Annotated in this window: 11 protein-coding genes and 1 riboswitch; of the genes, 4 read left to right on the plus strand and 7 right to left on the minus strand. The window is 30.7% G+C overall.

Going from position 1 to position 22,123, the window contains the following annotated elements:
- Positions 1 to 403: 403 nt before the first annotated feature.
- A riboswitch (cobalamin riboswitch) is annotated at positions 404 to 574 on the minus strand.
- A 277-nt stretch (positions 575 to 851) separates the two neighbouring features.
- Positions 852 to 989: a hypothetical protein gene (locus BM027_RS18320; protein WP_175560020.1), complete on the plus strand. Its 138-nt coding sequence runs from the start codon at positions 852 to 854 to the stop codon at positions 987 to 989.
- A gap of 235 nt (positions 990 to 1,224) precedes the next feature.
- On the opposite strand, the gene nagE is transcribed toward BM027_RS18320, so the two are convergent.
- The 4 genes from nagE to BM027_RS16885 form a co-directional block, all read right to left on the minus strand.
- Positions 1,225 to 2,661 carry an N-acetylglucosamine-specific PTS transporter subunit IIBC gene (gene nagE / locus BM027_RS16870; protein WP_090094353.1) on the minus strand — a complete coding sequence of 479 codons (1,437 nt, stop codon included), beginning with the start codon at positions 2,659 to 2,661 and terminating at the stop codon, positions 1,225 to 1,227.
- A gap of 185 nt (positions 2,662 to 2,846) precedes the next feature.
- Positions 2,847 to 3,584, minus strand: coding sequence for a GntR family transcriptional regulator (locus BM027_RS16875; RefSeq protein ID WP_090094354.1), 738 nt, complete (start codon positions 3,582 to 3,584; stop codon positions 2,847 to 2,849).
- A gap of 355 nt (positions 3,585 to 3,939) precedes the next feature.
- The gene (locus BM027_RS16880; protein ID WP_090094355.1) at positions 3,940 to 5,943 is read right to left on the minus strand and encodes a methyl-accepting chemotaxis protein; all 2,004 of its coding nucleotides are present in this window, start codon (positions 5,941 to 5,943) and stop codon (positions 3,940 to 3,942) included.
- 209 nt (positions 5,944 to 6,152) lie between these two features.
- Entirely contained in the window at positions 6,153 to 7,559 is a 1,407-nt protein-coding gene (locus BM027_RS16885; RefSeq protein WP_090094356.1) for an APC family permease, read from the minus strand.
- Between the two features lie 458 nt (positions 7,560 to 8,017).
- Between BM027_RS16885 and BM027_RS16890 the strand changes: the two genes are divergently transcribed.
- From BM027_RS16890 to BM027_RS16900, 3 genes are all read left to right on the plus strand, one after another.
- On the plus strand, positions 8,018 to 9,508 hold the full coding sequence (locus tag BM027_RS16890) for a PTS transporter subunit EIIC (protein ID WP_090094357.1): 1,491 nt from the start codon (positions 8,018 to 8,020) through the stop codon (positions 9,506 to 9,508).
- A gap of 18 nt (positions 9,509 to 9,526) precedes the next feature.
- Positions 9,527 to 10,171: an N-acetylmannosamine-6-phosphate 2-epimerase gene (locus BM027_RS16895; protein ID WP_090094358.1), complete on the plus strand. Its 645-nt coding sequence runs from the start codon at positions 9,527 to 9,529 to the stop codon at positions 10,169 to 10,171.
- Between the two features lie 117 nt (positions 10,172 to 10,288).
- Positions 10,289 to 11,089 (plus strand): MurR/RpiR family transcriptional regulator, encoded by an 801-nt coding sequence (locus tag BM027_RS16900; protein ID WP_090094359.1) that lies wholly within the window; start codon positions 10,289 to 10,291, stop codon positions 11,087 to 11,089.
- Between the two features lie 134 nt (positions 11,090 to 11,223).
- On the opposite strand, the gene BM027_RS16905 is transcribed toward BM027_RS16900, so the two are convergent.
- The 3 genes from BM027_RS16905 to BM027_RS16915 form a co-directional block, all read right to left on the minus strand.
- A complete protein-coding gene (locus BM027_RS16905) occupies positions 11,224 to 12,291 on the minus strand; it encodes a sugar ABC transporter substrate-binding protein (protein WP_090094360.1) in 1,068 nt (355 codons plus the stop codon).
- A 167-nt stretch (positions 12,292 to 12,458) separates the two neighbouring features.
- Complete coding sequence (locus tag BM027_RS16910; RefSeq protein WP_090094361.1) at positions 12,459 to 17,798, minus strand: S8 family peptidase; 5,340 nt, start codon at positions 17,796 to 17,798, stop codon at positions 12,459 to 12,461.
- 51 nt (positions 17,799 to 17,849) lie between these two features.
- Positions 17,850 to 21,518 carry a S8 family peptidase gene (locus tag BM027_RS16915; protein ID WP_175560021.1) on the minus strand — a complete coding sequence of 1,223 codons (3,669 nt, stop codon included), beginning with the start codon at positions 21,516 to 21,518 and terminating at the stop codon, positions 17,850 to 17,852.
- Positions 21,519 to 22,123: the final 605 nt, after the last annotated feature.

Consider the following 22,123-nt stretch of genomic DNA (forward strand, 5'->3'; position numbering starts at 1 on the left):
TAGCATGTATAGTAAGACAAAAAAGTCACCTAAGAATATTTTCAATATCCTTAGATGATCTTGACAAGGATAAATCCTTATCTAAATGACATTGGACTGTGGAGCCGTCGATTTTTTTTACGCATCTGCCTTTTCGAACGTATGTGAGAAAAATCTGGCAGGCGAATATATTTTCTTTTTATTCTTTAGTTTTTATTTCTTAACCTTTAAACAAAAATATAATCTGCGTTATCCACAACTTCTTTCATAATATAATTTCCTAAAGAATAAAAGACATACCCTTTTGAGAGTATGCCTAAAAACACATCATTTCTTATAAATCTATAAAAATAAAACTAAAGTAAATCCCTTAGTTCTAGTAAATAAAAATACAAATTACTCTAATATCCCACCCTCAGATGATATTAGTTTTGTATAACAAGCAGGTATCCCGACTTAACTTCATCCTACTCTCTAGCCTTCCCGATTTTTCAGTGGCATTTTTAGATTTCGTCAGTTTCACGGTTACTGAGATAGTTGAAGATTTTCACTTCATTCCCTATTAAGCAAAAACACATGTTATAACCAATTTTTCTCTTAGATTATATTCAATAACTTCCATACTGTCAACATAATACAAACTCTATTTGTCTGCCCCACAATTTTCTATAACTTTAGCATCTCCTATTGTGGTTCCTATTATTTCTAACATATTCTCTCATTAATGCATATTCAACAAATAATAGACCAATATGATTGTCTATTATTTTCTTTCATGTTCCTAAACAACTTAAAGGAGCCGTAATTTGATATGATTCCTCTAAAGTAGACAGTGTAAATACACAAAACATTCTACTTTGGAGGAATTTTTTATGCCTAAATATACAGTCGAAGAAAAAATTAAAGCTTGTGAGGATTACTTGAGTGGTAAAAATTCTGCAGCAGAAATATGTATTGCTCTTGGACTTAGTAAAAAAAAGCCACCGGGCACTTTCTGGAGAAAGATTTAATAACCTAGCCCCAATGGAAGTACGAAAAGATGCTTTAAGTACAGATACCCCATTACAGTATCCTATTCCACAGAATAAACGGATAATTGCTTATTGGGCTGATATTGAATTAAAGAAACAGAAAATAGCATAAGTAAACGCGACCAGTTTACTGATCGCGTTAGTCAATATTTTTATTTATTTCGTCTGTCTACTTTACAGGAGTCGGTTCATAAAAGTCACTTTATATTAAAAATTATGCTCTAGCCTTCATTAAGTCTTTTATTCCATCTGCAACAAACTCAACATTTGTTCCAACTATGACTTGAACGCTAGTTTTATCTAATCTAACTACCCCTCTAGCACCTATAGATTTCAATTTTTTATCCTCTACTAAAGCTGCATCTTTTACTTCTAATCTTAAACGAGTTGCGCAGTTATCTACTTTTACTATGTTTTGTTCTCCACCTAAATATTCTATATATTTTCTATAAACGTTCTCATCAGAAGAATTTAAAGATATATTTTCTGAGAACTCATCGTCATCATCTTCTTCTCTACCTGGAGTTGGTAAATTTAATTTTTTTATTAATGTAAAGAATACTACAAAATAAAGTCCTCCTATTACTAATCCTATTAATAGTATTAATAAAGGTTTAGTTGCTAAATTGAAATTTAATGCATAATCTATGAATCCTGCTGAAAATGTGAATCCATGTAATACTCCCATTGAATCTACTAAAAAACAAGATAAACCAGTTAATAAAGCATGTGCTATTAATAAAAATGGTGATAAGAATATAAATAAAAATTCTAATGGTTCTGTAACGCCTGTTAAGAATGCTGTAAGAGCTAATGAAATAAGCATACCTGCTACTGCTTTTCTCTTTTCTTTTTTAGCTGCAAAGTATATAGCAAGTGCTATTGCTGGCATACCAAACATCATTACTGGGAAAAAGCCTGCCATAAAGTGTCCTGCATTTGGATCTCCGTGGAAAAATCTATTTAAGTCTCCAGAGACACCGTTAAAATCTCCTAATTGGAACCAGAAGAAAGAATTTAGAACATGATGAAGGCCAATTGGAATTAATAAACGATTGAATATACCGAATAATGCAACACCTATTGCACCCATTCCTGCTACTCCAATAGATGCACTACCTAAAGCACTTTGGATTGAAGGCCAAATCATACCAAGTGGTATTGCTACTACAAATGCAATCAATCCTGACATAATTGGAACAAATCTTCTTCCTCCAAAGAATGCTAAAGACTCTGGTAATTTTACACCTCTAAACTTATTATAAGATAATCCTCCTATAACACCTGCAAGTATACCACCTAAAAATGATATCTTTAAAGTTGAAGCAACTTCTGGAGCATAATTCATACTCCAATATTGTTTAGTTACATTAGTTAAAGTTAAGTAAGTGATAACTCCAGCTAATCCTGATGCACCATTTTGGTCATCAGATAATCCTACTGAAACACCTATAGCAAATAATAATGGTAAATTATCAAACAATGCACCTCCTGCAGAAGCAAAGAAAGGTAATATTGTTTTTAAAAATGGTATAAAACTTAAGGCATTAATTACATCTGGTTGTCCAATTCTAAGCATTAACCCTGCAATTGGTAAGCATGCTATTGGAAGCATAAGTGATTTTCCTATACGTTGTAAAAATTTAATCATTTGTTGTTCCTCCTTATAAAAATAAGTTTTATCTAAATATCTCCCAATAATTTGAGTATAATTACTCACTTTAATAATTACTTAAGTATTATATTGGAAATATATTTGTATACATATATTGTAATTTAAATTATGATTTTTCCATTTACCATAGCCTTCATATTTCATCTCAATAGCTAATACTTTTACTCTTCATGTAGCACTACTTCATATTCATGCTTATCACTTAAGAATATAGAGCTTGTATATTCCATTATTTCCTCTTTATCTGTATAAACCACTCTATCTATTTTAAGTGCTAATGAATTCACCTCTTGATTTAAAAGTTTAGCGCTAGACTTATTTATTATTATTGGTTGTATAACTTGTTCTGCTCTTTTTATTTTATGATTATATCTCTCCCTATATAATTTATATAATGAGTTTTCTTCTACTAATTTCTCACTTAAATCACTACACATATCCTTTAATATATATGCAATTTCTAATGCAAAAGGATCATCATCGATGTATCTTATTCTTTCAATCTTGTAGATTAAAGTATTTTTATCTTTTACATTTAATTTTTCTTTTATACTATCACTTTGAAAATCTAGACTAAATTTTAAAATTTTACTTTTTACTCTAAAACCTTTTTCATTCATTACTTCAGTAAAACCTTGTAGTTTTTGGAACCTATGTTTTTTCTTTTTATATGCTACAAAAGTTCCTTTTCCTTGTTTTCTATCTAACAATCCTTCAGCAACAAGATTTAATATAGCTTTATTTACAGTCATTCTGCTTACATCTTGAATTTTACAAATTTCTCTTTCAGGCATTAGATAATTACCTTCTTTTAATTCTCCACTTTCTATCATGTCTCTAATTATTATAGATAGTTGAGTATGTAATGGTATGCTCAAACTCTTATCTATCTTTTTCATTACTTCACATCCTTGTTATGGTATATACCAATTGGTCTATACCAATATAATAAGCTATATCGTTTTCATTGTCAATTATTTTTTTAAAATATTTTAAATTATTTAAAAAATATTATTATATTTTATAAATTTTAAAAATATTTCCAAATATATTATGAATAATTTGTCGTAATTTCTTGATTGGTCTAGTACAATTCATTATTTTAAACTACTGTATGATATATATTTTCTTACTATTATAATTCTCTATTTTTTTATTCTAAATACTTATAAATATAAAAAATCCTCACCAACACTTATATTAAGCATTGATGAGGATATATATTAGGCATATTAAAATAAATAACAAGTCTTATTATTTGATTTTAAATTTACCTATTTCATTTTCTAATTCTTTAACCGTATTTTGAAGCTCATCTGCACACTTTGTAAATTCAACCATAGAACCTGTTATTTCATGTGTAGCTGCTGAAACTTCTTCACTAGCAGATGCTGTTTCCTCAGATATACTTGATATCTCTTCAATTTCAGTTAACACCGCTTCTTTTCTGCTTGTTATATCTATTGTAGATTCTTTTATTTCTTGAATCTTATCTATTAAAGTCGTTACTTGCTTTGTTATACTACTAAATATTTCTTCTGTCTTAGAAACAGCTATTTCTTGTTCTTCAACAATATCTTTAGTTTCCTCAATAGCATTAACTGCAATATTTGATTTATCTTGAATTATTTCTATTATTTTCTTAATCTCTTCTGTCGACTTATTTGATTCATCAGCAAGTTTTCTTATTTCTTCCGCTACAACCGCAAAACCTTTTCCGGATTCACCTGCTCTTGCTGCCTCTATAGAAGCATTTAATGACAATAAGTTTGTTTGCCCTGTTATACCTGCTATTGTTTCAGATATTTTATTTATCTTTTCCATATTTTTATTTACATCTATAACAATTTTTCCAACTTCAATAGATGCATCTTTAGTTCTCATAGACTTTTCTATAAGAGTATGTACCATTTCAAGTCCATTAGTGCTTAACTCTTTAGTACTATCAGAAGTATTTGACAGTTCCATTGTTGCATTAGAAACATTATTTAATCTGTTAGATAAATCATCCATGTTTTCTACACAATTTAATGCGTTTTGTGCTTGTTTTGTACCACCTTGAGCTATTTCATTAACTGCATTTGAAGCTTCACCTAAAGATGCACTAGTTTCTTCTGACATAGATGCTAATTGGCTTGATGTTTGTAATGCTATATTAGAAGACTTTTTAACATTACTAACAAGATTTGATATATTCTTTATCATGTAAGTAAAGTTTTCTCCCATTTCTTTAAACTCATCCTTTGAGTTAATTTCAACACCATTACTAAGATCACCATTTGCAGCTTTTGAAAAGGCTTCTTTTAAAGTATTTAAATTTTTAAGTATTCCCTTACTAATAATCATTGCTATAATTATAGCTATAGCAGCTACTACTACTGCCATTATAATCATTAACGTCATAATAGAATTAGTATCTTTGGTTATTTCTGTTGCATTTAACGATGCAAACATTTTCCATCCAGTCATATCATTATCTTTATATACAGCTAACTTATTTTCTCCTTCAAATTTATACTCAGCAACACCTGCTGTACTAACTTTTGCCTCATTCCAATAGCTTTGTTTTGTTATTACATCTGTGCCTATATATTCTTTATTCTTATGACTTATCATATTTCCATCTTTGCTGGCTATATATATTGATCCTGTTTCTCCAACTTTTATTGATGATAAACCCTCTGTCAAATTATCTAATGATAAATCTAAAGCTATAACACCTACTATGTTACCTTGATTTTCTATAGTTTTTGCAAATGTTACTACTAATTTTCCTGTACTTGCATCTTCGTAAGCATCTGTTATAACCACTTGTCCTTTTTTATCTAAAGCTAATTTATACCAAGGTCTTGTTTTATGGTTATAATCACTACTCATAGCCTCTTCAGGATAATTAATATACTTACCTGATTCTGTACCAAAATATGTACCCATTATATCCTTATCTAAATTTTTCAAATCTTTAAGTCTTTCTTTAATTAATGCCTCATTGTCACCGCCTTTGTCTATATCTTTAAAATTATTATTTGTACTTAAGATATTTATAGGATTTTCTATAGACATAAAATAATTATCCAACATCTTACTTATTTGATTTAAATTTTCTTGACTTGATATTTCTAAATTTTTCTTAACTATCCCTGCTGACTTAAAATAACTTATTAAGCTAAATATAATAAGTGGTATTAAGCATATACCAACTAAACTTGAAACAAGTTTAGCCTTCATCCCAAAAAAATTTATTCTTTTATCGTTCATTTTTTTCTCTCCTTAACTTTTTTCTTTAGTTACGTTTTAAGTGATATTGATATTGTAGTATAATACTCCGACATAGTGTATTTTTCTTTTTTCGACAAAAAACACTTGTATTTTATTATCGTACTTGGTGATTAATAACTTTACACGAATTTTATTTAAATATACACAAAAAAGAAGTACTTAAAAAAGCACTTCTTTTAAATTAGAAATTACTGTTGATTATTCTTTTTTGCAAAATATGGCATAATTAAACCTAAACCAAGTAGTATAAATGGTGTTATAATGTTAATTGTTAATTGAAATGGATCTTTAGAGTACATACCACCAATACATGCAAAAGCAGTAAATGCAAAGCACCATGCTCCAAGTATCATACCTAATGTTTTATTTTTTACAAAATGATACTCTGAATTAAATTTCTCTCCTGCTTTTTTCAATGCAACATATGCAGCAAATACCCATAAATAACGAAGTGGCATACATACAGCATTTAATTTTACTAACCACTTAACTAATTCATCTACATTTCCAATACCAAAAGCTGGTACAATGATTAAAATTGAAACAATAACTAAAATGAGTTTATTACCATTTGTATATGATCCATACTTATTCTTTACAAAAAATTTTTCAGGAATAAAACGCTTGTCTGCACTACCTAGTAACATACGTAAAGGTGCATCAATTGATATAATCAATACTGCAAATTGTCCAATCATATTTGTTATTGCATATATAATTACAAATAAATTGCCTAAATGATAATATTCACCTAACTTTTGGAATGCATAATATGCACCATTGGTCATTAAGTCTTTAGGAACATTATTTGAATCAAACATCATTCCAAGTGAAATAGTACCTAAAATTGCACATACAGCAACCATAATTGCTAGTGCAATCATACCTTTTGAGAATCCTTTTTCAGGATCTTTCATTTCATTAACATAAGGTGAAATTTTTTCACAACCACCAACTGCAAATACTAAAATAGATAAACTAGTCAAAAACTTGATATCAAAAGTTGGCATAAATGTTTTAAGTGACCAATCTATAGAATTTAAATGTGCATCTGTAATTGCAGGTGCTGCGATCATTAAAACAATAAATAAAATAGACATTATGAACATAGATGTTCCTGCAAGTGTCGCTAATTTTTTTAATGGATTTAATCCTTTTGAGGCAATATAAAGTGCAATTAAAAAAATTACTAAGCAACATAATTGTAGTATTTTTGTGTCCATATTGCTAATTCTTTTATCTTGGAAAATAGCCCAACTTGTTGCAATCATAAAACCTGATGGCTTTTGTGAAATATAAGGCATATGAACTACCCAATATGTCCATCCAGCATAATATGCAACTTTAGGTCCTATAGTTTCATTAATCCATGAACTTACTCCTCCACCATAGTCTTTAAATGCAGATCCTAATTCACCTACCATTAAAGCATAAGGTACAAAATAAATAGCAAAAATTATAATCCAAGATATAATTGCCTTAAGACCATTATATTCAGAGAAGCCATTAATAACATTACCAAATCCCCATACAGCTGAAAATGCCATAAATGCTAAGGTGTACCAAAGAATCTGTTTATCTTTTTTTTCTGACATAAAATCCACCTCCTATATTTTTATATTTAATAATTATATTAAAATAATATAGGATTTTTTTATGTTTGTATACGTTTTCGACAAAACTAGATTTTATTTTTACTAACAATTCACTTTGTCTTTTACCTCTTTAATATCATTCATTAAAATAGCCCTAAACTGATGAGGATTTTCTAACATAAACTAAATATATATACTTAATCCTTTTATTAGTGTTTTATCTTGGTTTTCATATATTCTTTTCCCAGTCCAGCAGATAACATATGTAATCATAATATACATACTATATTACTAGGTGGATTTCTCCCTTATATTTATCTATGAAAATAATTTTTATATTTTTATATTGTTTAAAAATTATTTTCGTGATAATATGTAAACATACACATAAGAAAATCATTTTCTTACGTGTGGAAATTATAAAAATATTTTTCATTAATTTAAAAGGAGGTACAAAAATGTTTAAACAACTGCAAAAAATCGGAAAATCATTTATGTTGCCGATAGCTATTCTACCTGCTGCTGGTCTATTACTTGGTATCGGTGGAGCTTTATCAAACCCAAACACTGTCCAAGCTTATCCATTTTTAAATATCCATTGGTTACAAGGTATTTTCTCAATAATGTCATCTTCTGGTGATGTTGTATTTGCAAACTTAGCATTAATAATGTGTATTGGTCTTTCAGTAGGACTTGCAAAAAAAGATAAAGGTACTGCTGCCCTAGCGGGTGCTGTAGCTTTCTTAGTTATGAATGCTTCAATTAAAGGTATGATTGGTGCTTTTAACCCATCTGTTAAATCAATTGATACAGGTGTTGTTGGTGCTATTGTAATTGGATCACTTGTTTCTTATTTACATAATAAATATCACAATATTCAATTACCTGCTATTTTAGGTTTCTTCGGCGGATCAAGATTCGTACCTATAATATCTTCATTTGCTGCAATAGGTGTTGGTGCAATATTTTTCCTAATTTGGCCTACATTCCAAAACTGGCTAGTTGCTGCTGGTACAGCAATCGCTGACTTAGGACCTCTAGGAACATTCTTATATGGTTTCTTATTAAGATTAACTGGTGCTGTAGGACTTCACCATATGATTTACCCATTATTCTGGTATACAGAATTAGGTGGAGTTGCAGAAGTATCTGGTAAAACTGTTATTGGAGCACAAAACATATTCTTTGCTGAATTAGCAGATCCAAGCCATACTGGATTATTTACTGAAGGAACAAGATTCTTTGCTGGTCGTTTTGCAACAATGATGTTTGGTTTACCAGCTGCTTGTTTAGCTATGTACCACTGTGTTGCTAAAGATAAAAGAAAACTAGTTGGTGGTTTATTCTTAGGTGCTGCAATAACTTCATTTGTTACTGGTATAACAGAACCAATCGAGTTTATGTTCTTATTCGTTGCTCCCTGGTTATACGTTGTTCATGCTGTATTTGATGGGTTATCATTCTTCTTAGCGGATATATTAAATATTTCAATTGGTAATACATTCTCCGGTGGATTAATCGACTTCTCATTATTTGGTATACTTCAAGGTAATGAAAAGACTAATTGGATTTATGTAATAGTTATTGGAATCGCTTGGGCTGCATTATACTACTTCACATTCAGATTCCTAATTACCAAGTTTAATGTTATGACTCCTGGTAGAGAACCAGAAGGTGAAGAAATTAAAGTAGTTACTAAAGAAACTATGAATGAAACTGCGGTCGAAATATTAGCTGCTTTAGGTGGTAAAGAAAATATAGATGATGTTGATGCATGTATTACAAGATTGAGAGTTGCCGTTAAAGATGTAAGCAAAGTTGATAAAGATAAGATTAAAGCTTTAGGTGCTACTGCTGTCTTAGAAGTTAAAGGTGGAATACAAGCTATCTTCGGAGCAATGGCAGATCCACTAAAGCAAAAGATTAACGAAATTATGGGACAAGAATAATATTAAGGAGTAAATGTAATGAATAGAGGATTAATCGTATCATGTCAAGCACTAGAAACTGAACCACTACATAGTTCTTACATTATGAGTAGAATGGCAGTGGCAGCTAAAGAAGGAGGTGCAGTAGGTATCCGTGCTAATACAGTTGAGGATATAATTGCAATAAAAAAAGAGGTTGATTTACCTATAATTGGAATAATAAAAAAAGATTACCCCCATATGATTCCATATATAACCCCAACAATGAAAGAAGTTGATGCCCTTGTAAACTCTGGTGTTGATGTTGTCGCTGTTGATGCTACAATAAACCAAAATATTGACTTTTTAAAAGAAATTATGGAAAAATATCCTTCACAAAAATTCATGGCAGATATATCTACTGCTGAAGAAGGTATAAGAGCTGATGAGCTAGGCTTTGATTATATTGGAACTACTCTAGTTGGCTACACAGATCAATCAAAGTGTTTAAATAACTTTGATGTACTAGATATTCTAGTAAAAAAATGTAAGGCTTCAATAATAGCTGAAGGTAACTTCGATACCCCTGAGAAAGCTAGAAAAGCATTAGCTAATGGGTCATATGCAGTCGTAGTTGGTAGTGCCATCACTAGACCTCAACTCATAACAAAAAAATTCAATGATGAAATAATAAAAGCACTATAATTCCAAAATTTATATATTGAGATAGAGATTTTTCCCAATCTCTATCTCTTTTATTTAATTAAAGAATAGAATGTGATATTATATAATGACATTAATAATTATATTGGAGGTTTTTAAGTGGACGTTTTATGCGAAATACAGAGAATATATAATAGTTTTTCTGATAAAGAAAAATCTATTGCAGATTATATTCTGCAACATGGTGATATGTTAAAAAATATCAATATTACAGAACTTGCAAAAAACACAGGAACTTCCGGGGCTACTATTACAAGATTTTCAAAAAAAATCGGTTGTGAAAACTTTGTAGACATGAAAATGAAACTAAGTTCTAATAAAGTGGAAACTGATATCCCTAATGAAGATGGAATATTCTCATATGTTTATCAATATTATAATGAAGTTATAGAAAAAACTAAGTACTTAATTGACAAAGAATCTATTTTTAAAATAGTTAATAAAATAAAAAATGCTAAAACAATATACATATATGGTGTAGGCAGTTCTGGATTAACTGGCACAGAAATGATGCAGAGATTATTAAGAATGGGATTTAATGTTCATTGTATTTCTGATTCTCATATGATGATAATTAATAGTTCTATTGTTTCAGAAGATGATTTAGTCATTGGTATTTCAATTTCAGGTGAAACAGAGGAAGTTATTCAAGCACTAAGAATATCTAAAGATAATAATGCTACAGTTGCTTCTATCACAAGTTTTGAAAATAGTACTATCACTAAATACTCAGATATAAAGTTTACTGTTTATAATGCTAAATTTATTGATAAAAATAGATTTATAAACTCACAATTTTCAACAATGTATCTTCTTGATCTAATTTCAATGGTACTATTAAAAGATTCAAGATTAAGTAACAATATGCAAATTACTATAAACGCAATTATAAATAGTTAACACAGATAATAAAATATAAAAAAATACCTATACTGCTAATGTTGTTAATATAAAACAGTGGACACATTAAGTACAACTAAATAAAATATTATTTAATTAAGACATAATGTGTACCAAATTGAACATTAGTTACATTACATCTTATAAACCTGTTCTTTCTTAAAATATCCACTGTCTATAAGCTCACTATCTATATTGTTTTTATCTATAGCTATTGGTGTAACAAAAATTGAAGGGACATATATTTTACCATTATTTACCGTACCACTTATATCTATACTTTCCCCATTAGCTACTTTTATTGCAGTATCTATAGTAGCCTTACCTAATTTTTTAGGATCTTTAAATACTGTCATTAATTGAGTTCCTTGAACTATTCTTTGAAGTGCAGCTAATTCTCCATCTTGTCCTGTCACTGCAACCTTACCTGCTAAACCTTGCGCTTGCAATGCTTCAATTGCCCCACCTGCTGTACCATCATTTGGTGCTAATATAGCATTAATTTTATTGTTATTAGCAATTAAAGACTCTTCCACTATTTTAAAAGCATTCTTTGGGTCCCAATCATCTACCGCTGCATCTGTAACTATTTTTATATCTCCTTTATTAACTAGTGGTTGTATATATTTCATTGCTCCATCCTTTAATAATTTAGCATTATTATCCCTAGGATCTCCTGACATAATAATATAATTCCCCTTTGGAACTTTTTGAGTAAGAAATCGCCCTTGAAGTTCTCCAATTCTTGTGCCATTAGTAGAAATATACATATCTAAATCACTATTTTCTATAATTCTATCAAAGGCTACTACCTTAATCCCTGCTTTATGAGCCTTTTCAACAATAGATGATGCAACTACTGAATCTACGGGTGCAATAATTAATATATCTATACCTTGTGATATTAGATTTTCTACTTGTGAAACTTGCCTCTCTGCATTATTGTCAGCATTTTCTACTTTTACAATAGCTCCTTGGGATTCAGCATATTTTTCCATGTATTCTTTATAGCCACTCCATATTGGATCTTTTTCACTTGGTAAAGATATACCTATTACTAATTGCTTTCTATTTGTAATTTTATTTATAAAATCAATATCAGAATTACATTCATTTAATATTGGTACTAGTTCGTTATTTAGAATATCTTCTTCTAAATAGCAAACTGGTACCAAAAAAGTTTTTGGTATAGATAAATACATAACTGACCACCCATTTAATTATTCTATTACTAATTATTATATTCAACTTATTAAAACATATTGCTATTTAAATCCTAATAGTTATTTTCTTTCATGTGCCTAAACTAGAAATTATAAGCCTTTTGTATAGTTTTATTGGTTTCTCAACTTACAAGAGGCTTATTAGCTTATAGATAATCTGTATTGTAATTTTCAGGTAACCTTATAAATAAATTACCTACATAATATTCATTCCTTGGTTTTTCTCTTTCCCTATTATAATTAATAACTTTATTATCTTTTGCCAACCTAATATTATCAAAAATGCCTTTTAAACTAAGCCTTCCATATCCCCATTGTGGATTAGGATATACGTCTCCTGGTCTTTCCTGAGCACCTCTTATCAAATATGTTTTTAATTTTTCAGCATACATTGTAGTATCATTACCATCAATAATTCCCCATTGAAATAGTAATGCACAGGCTCCTGCGACAACAGCACCTGCCACACTTGAGCCACTAATAATTGCAGTGGTTCCACCTACCGAAGTGGTCTTAGCATTAACACCTCCAGCTGCAATATCAGGCTTAATCACATCATTTTTTGTAAACCCTCTTCCTGATTCTGGTACGATTGAATTATTATTTTGATTATAGTATGCTGCAGTTATAACACTACTAGATGTTCCTGGAAGAGTCAATGTGATATATGGGTTAGGTCTAAGGAATCTTGTATCAGGTGCTATAAGTTCTCTCTGTAATATCCATGCATCATATCTTCCTACTATAATTAATTCTCCTATAAGCTTAAATTGCCATATACCTTCTCTAATATCTCTTGCCATAATAACTATTTTTTGATCTCCACTTATTTCCTCTGGTATAAAATATTCTATTGTCATCTTAGTTTCTTCATATACAAACGTAATATCTATAATTTCCTTAAGCTTTGGAGGTATCCTTTTAATAACCTCACCAGTAGGAGACGTTATTGATAGCGCTACTTTATCTGGCTTTGAAACCCATATTTCAATACGTATATCCTTCTGCTTTTCTCCTATCTTAAGTTCTATAATGCCAATATCTCCTGAACTTTTTATTGTTCCTGAAGTATGAGTTGCAGTATTTCCTTGATTACCAGTTGGGGCAACTACTGCAACTCCAATATTTTTACAAATTTCATCTGAATATCTTTCAACCAAGGATTCTCCAGTATGAGCACCCATATTTGTACCTAATGGAATATATATTATAATAGGCTTATTTAATTTAGATGCTAAATCAAATAAATATTTCATACCTAAAAATACTGAAGTATTTTTATATGAAATTTCATTTCCATAAAGTGCATAAACTTGTCTAAAAACCTTATTACCTGTTCTAAGCTTTACAACTGCTAGACTACATTTGGGCGCTACTCCTATAAGTTCTGGATTAGCACCTCTTGCTGTTATAATACCTGCTATTTTTGTTCCATGACCTATTTCATCCTTAGATGGTACAATTGCATAAGGATCCCCACCATTTTTCTTTGCTTGTATTGCCTTATTAATATTATCTTGTGTGTATACAGTCCCTGCTATAATTTCTGGTTGTATAGTATCACTTTCAACATTTTGATCATAAATTGATATAATCCTAGAACTTCCATCGTTATTTATAAATTCATCATTTAAATAATCTATTCCAGTATCAACTATGCCCACAATAACCCCTGAACCATCTAGTGATAGGTATTCGCTATTGTGAAATAATGTTGCCTCTGATGCTATTACAGGTGATATATCACATAATGTAAGAGCTGAGCCTGGATCTGCAAAAATTATTTCTTTCGTTGTCTTTAATACCTTACTATTTATTTCATATGGTAATGCTATGAATGCACGTTTTTCATCTATTATATATACATCTGAATTTTGAAACTTCTTTATTGCACTAACTATATCTCCATTATATTCAACAATGGTATTAATATTATTCGGCTCCAAAAAATAATTTATTTTTTTATTTAATTGTGTTTCTCTATTTTCCTCTATTTTTAGTCCTCTAATATTATCAAAAACACCTTTTATATCTAGCATACCATAACCCCACTGCGGATTAGGATAAACGTCCCTTTGTCTTTTGCTCGCTCCTCTTATTAAATAAGTTTTTAATTTTATAGCAAACATTGGACTGTCATTACCATCAACAATCCCCCACTGAAACAATAGTGCACATGCCCCCGCTGTAACAGCACCTGCAACACTTGAGCCACTAATAATTTGAGTTCCTCCACCTACAGAAGTTGTAATAGTATTAATTCCACCTGCTGCAATATCAGGCTTAATCATATTATCCCTAGTATAACCCTTACCTGACTCAGGTATAATTGAATTGTTATTTTGATTGTAATATCCTATAGTTATTGCTCCCTTAGATGTTCCTGGAGTGGTTAATGTAGTAGTGGAAATAGGATTAAGGAATTTTGTATCTGGTGCTAAAAGCTCTCTTTGTAATAACCATATGTCATACTTTCCAACTACAATTAACTCACCTATAAGTTTAAATTGCCATATACCTTCTCTAATATTACTTGCAATAATAACTATTTTTTGCTCTCCTGTTAATTCCTCAGGTATAAAATATTCTATTGTCATTTTAGTTTCTTCATACAAAAAAGTAATATCTGTCATGGATTTAAGCTTTGGAGATATTTTCCTAATAGCCTCACCTGTAGGAGATGTTATTGATAAAGCTACCTTATCTGGCTTAGAAATCCATATTTCAATACGTATATCCTGCTGATTTTTTCCTATCTGAATTTCTACAATACTCTCATCTCCTTTATTTTTTATTATTCCTGAAGTATGAGTATCCGTATTTCCTTGATTACCAGTTGGAGCAACAACTGCTACACCATTATAGTTAGAAATTTCAGTTATATATTTTTCAATAAATGCTTGTCCATTGTGCGGACCAGTGTTGGCACCTAGTGGTATATATATTACAATAGGCTTCTTTAGCTCAACTGATAAGTCATATAGATATTTTATGCCGAGTAATATACCTGGATTTTGGTATACAGGCTCATTTCCATAAATTTGATAATAATTTCTAAAAGCCTTAGATGCAGGGTTAAGTTTTACTATGGCTAGATTGCACCTAGGCGCTGCACCAATTAGCCCGGGTGTAGCTCCTCTTGCAGCTATTATTCCTGCCATATTCGTTCCGTGACCTATTTCATCCTTAGATGGCACAATTTTATAGGGATCTCCACCACTCTTCTTAGTTTCTATTGCCTTATTTATATCCTCTTGTTTATATACAGCACACTTAAACTTAGATGTGTTATCTGGAATACTTCTATCCATAATTGTTAAAATTCTAGTGGTTCCATCCTCATTTATAAACTCTTCGTTTAAATAATCTATTCCTGTATCAATTATACCTACAATTACGCCAAAACCATTTAGTGGTAAATAAACATTATTATGAAACACAGTAGCTCCTGATGCTTCTACTGGTGAAATATCACAAGTTGTATAAGCATCGTCCAAATCTACATAAACTATTTCCGGAGTTAACTTTACCACATCATCATAAATTTCATAAGGTGTTGTGATTATTGCACGTTTTTCGTCTATTATAAATACCTCAGTATTTGGAAACCTCTTTAAAGAATTAACTATATCAGCCTTATATTCAATCAAAAAAATCTTATTTCTTATATCAAAAAAATAATTTGGGTGTTCCTCTACAGCTCTATTATCTTGCTTTTTTAATCCTCTTATGTTATCAAAAACACCTTTCATATTGATACTTCCATACCCCCACAGTGGATTGGGATACTCATCGCCCTCCCTTTTTGATGTTCCTCTTATTAGATATGTTTTAAGTTTTATTGAATACATTGATCTGTCCCTACCCTGAACAATTCCCCACTGAAATATAAGTGCACAGCATCCTGTAACTACCGCTGCTGCCACACTAGAGCCACTGATAATTTTGTCACCATCTTTTCCATACGTCATTAATGAATTAACTCCACCTGCTACTATATCTGGTTTTATTCTATTGTCTCTTGTATATCCTCTACCTGAATCTACTTCAATTGCATTATTGGTTTGATTATAATACCCAACAGATATGGCATATCTTGATGTTGATGGAATCATTAATGTTCCATCTGGATTAGGACTTAAAAATTTTGTATTTGGTGCAATTATTGCCTTCTGTGGTAGATAAGCATCATACTTACCCACTGAAACCATTTCTCCTACAAGCTTAAAATTCCATATACCTTCAGCTATATTAATAGCTGTAATATTAATTTTTTCATCACCACTTATTTCTTCTGGTTTAAGGTACTGAATAAACATTTTAGTTTTTTCATATATAAAATTAATTTCTGTGACCTTTTTATTTACAGGCGCTATTCTATCAACTATTTCTCCAGAAGGAGATGTAATTGATAGTGTTAATTTATCTGGTTTAGAAATCCATATTTCAAATCTTAAATTTTTTTGTTTCTTATCTACTATAAGCTCAATATTAGCAAGATCACCATTTTTAGCTATTACTCCTGATGTATGAGTATCTGCATCTCCTTCATTTCCAGTTGGTACAACAACAGCTACTCCTCTAATTCTTGAAACCTCATCTATATATCTTTCGTTAAAGGCCAAACCATTATGAGCACCCATACTGTAGCCTAGCGGTATCAATATTACAATCGGTTTTTTTAAATTCATAGAAAGTTCATATAGATACTTTATTCCACTAAATACTGCAATACTTGAATAGATTGGTGCATCTCCATATACATAACTTTCCTCTTTTAATTTCTTACTTGCAGGAACTAGCTTTACAATAGCTAGATCACATTTTGGTGCTGCTCCCAGAAGTGCTGGTCGTGCACCTCTAGCAGCAGCAATTCCTGCCATGTTTGTACCATGACCTATTTCATCCTTTGAAGGTACTATATCATAAGGATTTTTTCCCTCCTTATTAGCTTTAATTGCATTATTTATATCCTCTGCGCTATACTCACTTCCTATTGGCTGGTTACTAGGCCTTTTTCCTGTATTAATAGTTTGATCCAAGATAGTTAAAATTCTTGAGGTACCATCTGTATTTATAAATTCCTCATTTAAATAATCTATTCCAGTATCAATTATTCCTACTATAACTCCTGAGCCATCTAATGGTAAATACTCATTGTTATGAAACTGCTCTGCTCCCGACGCTTCCACTGGTGAAATAGCACACAAAGTATATATGGATCCAGGATTTCTATAAGTAATTACATCAGATAGTTTACTAACTATATCATCTATATCTGCATCTATAACTGATAGCAATGCAGTGTTTTCATCGATTATAAACACCTTTGTGTTTGTAATTTTACTTACAGCTTTAGAAATATCTCCACTGTATTCTACCAGTGCATAAGCTGCATTTTCTCCTGTAAAAACATCATTTGAAGTCTGTCTATAATTTTTTTTAAGAATCTTACTCTTTTTTATACTAATCCCCCCTTCAACCATATATGCACTAATATAAAAATTAATAATTGAGAATTTTGAGCTCTAAATTAACTACTCTCTAGGTAATCTTATAAATAAATTTCTCACATAATACTCATTTTCATCTATTGGCTTTTTTATAACTATATCATTATTGCCTCTAAATTCATTAATTTTCAATCTAATGTTATCAAAAATTCCCTTCAGATTAACCATACCATATCCCCACTGTGGATTAGGATATATGTCACCTTCCCGCTTTAATGCGCCTCCTATTAAATAAGTTTTAACTTTTGTGGCATATAAATTTTTATCATTTCCATTGATGATTCCCCACTGAAATATAAGTGCTGAGCATCCGGCTACCACTGCTGCTGCTACACTCGATCCACTGATAACTTGTGTTGCACCACCTACCGCAGTTACTAAAGCATTTACTCCACCTGCTACTACATCTGGTTTAACTCTACCATCTCTTGTATATCCTCTGCCTGATTCTGTTACATTGGAATTATTATTTTGATTATAATACCCAACAGATATGGCATATGATGATGTTGATGGAATGGTTAATGTTTCATATGGATCTGGGTTTAAAAATTTTGTACCTGGAGCCAACAATTCTCTCTGAATTAAATAAGCATCATATTTCCCAGTTACAACCAGTTCCCCTGTAAGTTTAAACGTCCAGGTTCCTTCCCTTATGTTTCTAGCTTTAATTGTAATTCTCTCCTCACCAGTTAATGTTTCCGGTATAGAGTATTCTACATATATCATAGTACTTTCATATAAAAATTTAATTTCTGTTACTTTATTAAGACTAGGTGGTATTCTCTCAATTATTTCTCCAGAAGGAGAAATAATTGATAATGAAAATTTATCTGGTTTAGAAATCCAAATTTCAAATTTTATATTTTTTTGGCTTTTATCAATCTTAAGCTCAATACTCTTAGTATCAGCTGTTTCAGTTATAGTCCCAGATGTATGAGTATCTGAATCTCCTTGATTTCCATTTGGCACAACTACAGTTATACCTTTCACCTTTGAAATCTCATCTATATACCTCTCAATAAAGGCTAGTCCATTATGAGGACCACTATTTGTACCTAAAGGTACAAGTATTACCATAGGTATTTTTAACTTACGAGATAAATCATATAAATACTTAATACCTGAAAATAAAATTGAAGTTGTATAAGTAACTACATTTCCGTACACCCCAAAATCATCTAATACTGTTAATGGTGCACGATATAACTTTACAATAACAAAATTACATTTCGGTGCTACCCCTCTAACTTCTGGATTGACACCTCTAGCTCCTATAATTGATGCCATACTAGTACCATGTCCAATTTCATCCTTAGATGGTACTATTTTATAAGGATCTTGACCTTCCTTCTTAGCCTTAATTGCTTTATTTATTTCTTCTCTCGTATACTCACTGCCTCCGTACTGACCTTCAGGTTTTTTTCCACCAGTAACTGTTTGATCCCAAATAGCCAAAACTCTTGATGTACCATCTTCATTAATAAACTCCTCATTTAAATAATCTATACCAGTATCAACTATACCTATAGTAACGCCCCGTCCGTCTAATGGTAAATAAATACTGTTATGAAACGCAGTTACTCCCGATGATTCTACTGGTGAAATATCACATAACGTATGCAATACAGTAGGAACTGCATAAATAATTACATCAGAGAGTTCATCCAATACGTCCTGTACATCCTGTATACTTCCTGCAATTACTAGCAATGCACGCTTTTTATCAAGGATAAGGACACGAGCATTGGGAATTTTTTTTACAGCGCTAGCAACATCTCCCTGATATTCTATGGTAGCGAAAGTGAATTGTGCTATCCCAAAAAATTCCTCATCTGTAAGATCAGGAATTACATGAATACTTACATCAGACAGTTTATTAATTACCTCATTTACATCCCCTTTAACTACTATTATTGCACGTTTTTCATCAATAAAAAAAACTCTAGCATTAAGATTTTTTTCTATAGCATTAGCAATATCTCCTTGATATTCTATGGTAGCAAAAGTACTTTCTTCTATTCTAAAAAACTCATCATCATTGCCTCTAAATTCATTAATTTTTAATCTAATATTATCAAAGACTCCCTTTATATTAACCATACCATATCCCCATTGTGGATTAGGATATATGTCACCTTCCCGCTTTGATGTACCCGCTATCAAATAAGTCTTAACTTTTGTGGCATATAAATTTTTGTCATTTCCATTTATAATTCCCCACTGAAATATAAGTGCTGAACATCCCGCTACCACTGCTGCTGCTACACTAGATCCACTGATAACTTGTGTTGCACCACCTACTGCAGTTACTAAAGCGTTTACTCCACCTGCTACTACCTCGGGTTTAACTCTACCATCTCTTGTATATCCTCTACCTGATTCTGTTACATTGGAATTATTATTTTGATTATAATACCCAACCGATATTGCATATGATGATGTTGATGGAATAGTTAATGTTTCATATGGATTTGGGTTTAAAAATTTTGTACCTGGAGCCAGCAATTCTCTCTGAAGCAAATATGCATCATAATCCCCTGTTACAACTAATTCTCCTATAAGTTGAAATATCCAAATTCCTTCCCTTATATTTCTAGCATTAATTGTAATTTTTTCATCACCAGTTAATACTTCCGGTATAGAGTATTGTACATATATTATAGTACTTTCATATAGGAATTTAATTTCTGTTATTTTATTAAGACTAGGTGGTATTCTGCTAATTATTTCTCCAGAAGGAGAAACAATTGATAAAGCAAATTTATCAGGTTTAGAAATCCATATTTCAATATTTAGATTTTTTTGATTTTTATCTACCTTAACCTGAATACTCTGAATATCACCTCTTTTAACTATTTTTCCAGAAACATGATTATCTGCATCTCCTTGATTTCCAGTTGGCACAACTACAGTTATTCCTCTCACCTTTGAAATCTCATCTATATATCTCTCATTAACGGCTAGTCCATTATGTGCACCTCTAACTCCACTTAAAGGTAAAAGTATTACAATAGGTTTTTTTAGCTTATAAGATAAATCGTATAAATACTTCATGCTTAAAAATAAAACTGAAGTTGAAAAAGTAAGTGCATTACCGTACACTCCTAACTGATCATTTAATTTTGGAGGACTAGTTCCTAATTTTACAATAGCAAAATCGCATCTTGGTGCTACTCCTATAACTGCTGGATTTGCACCTCTGGCTCCCACAACTGATGCCATGCTTGTACCATGGCCATTTTCATCTTTCGAAGGTACTATTGAATAAGGATCCTGCCCATCTTTTTTGGCTTTAATAGCCTTATTTATTTCTTCTCTAGTATATTCACTACCTACGAACTGCCCTTCTGGCTTTTTTCCAGTAGGTATAAGTTGGTCCCAAATAGTTAAAATTCTTGAAGTGTTATCTTCATTAATAAATTCCTCATTTAAATAATCTATACCAGTATCAACTATACCTACAATAACCCCTGACCCGTTTAGTGGTAAGTAAACACTATTATAAAAGCTAGTTGCCCCCGATGCTTCTACTGGTGAAATATCACACAATGTATAAAGTGAACTAGGATTAACATAAATAATTACATCAAAAAGTTCATCAACTACTTCCTGTACATCTCCTCTAATTGCTAATATTGCACGATTTTTATCCACAATAAAAATACGAGCATTAGGAATTTTTTTTACCATACTAGCAATATCCCCCTTATATTCTACGAGGGTAAATACGGTATCTAATAACGAAAAAAAAATTTCATCTGGCATATTTTCTATATTTTCTTCTACTCTACTGCCACATCTAAAATTATCTCGTAACTGTCCTGATATTTTATTTAATAAATTCAATTTATCATCAAACTTGTTATCTTCTATTTTGATCTCCCCCCAAAAAATATATGTATATATGATAGATTATTCAAACATTCTTTTATAGTTTGATTTTATGTTATGAATTTTTTATAATTCTTTTTGCAATTTTTGATTATAAACTATTACCTAACGTTTTAATAAACTCATCTTCATTATTACATTTATACTCATCTTCTAATGAATTATTCTTTGGACCTCTTAAAACTTCACATTACAAATGATTACTTATTAAAAATATATAAAACAAAAAAGTGCAAAGCAATTAAGTAACGAAGTATCTAAATTTAAAATTTAAGTTAATTCTCATTTTTTCTAAAAATTTAATAAGGACTGTCTCAGAATTACCAAGTGAAGTAATAACAAAGAAATAGAAATAACATTTATTAAAGAAGACTAGAAAAATTTCGCTAAGGCATATGAACAAA

The sequence above is a fragment of the Clostridium uliginosum genome (assembly GCF_900112485.1).
Taxonomy (GTDB): Bacteria; Bacillota; Clostridia; order Clostridiales; family Clostridiaceae; genus Clostridium; species Clostridium uliginosum.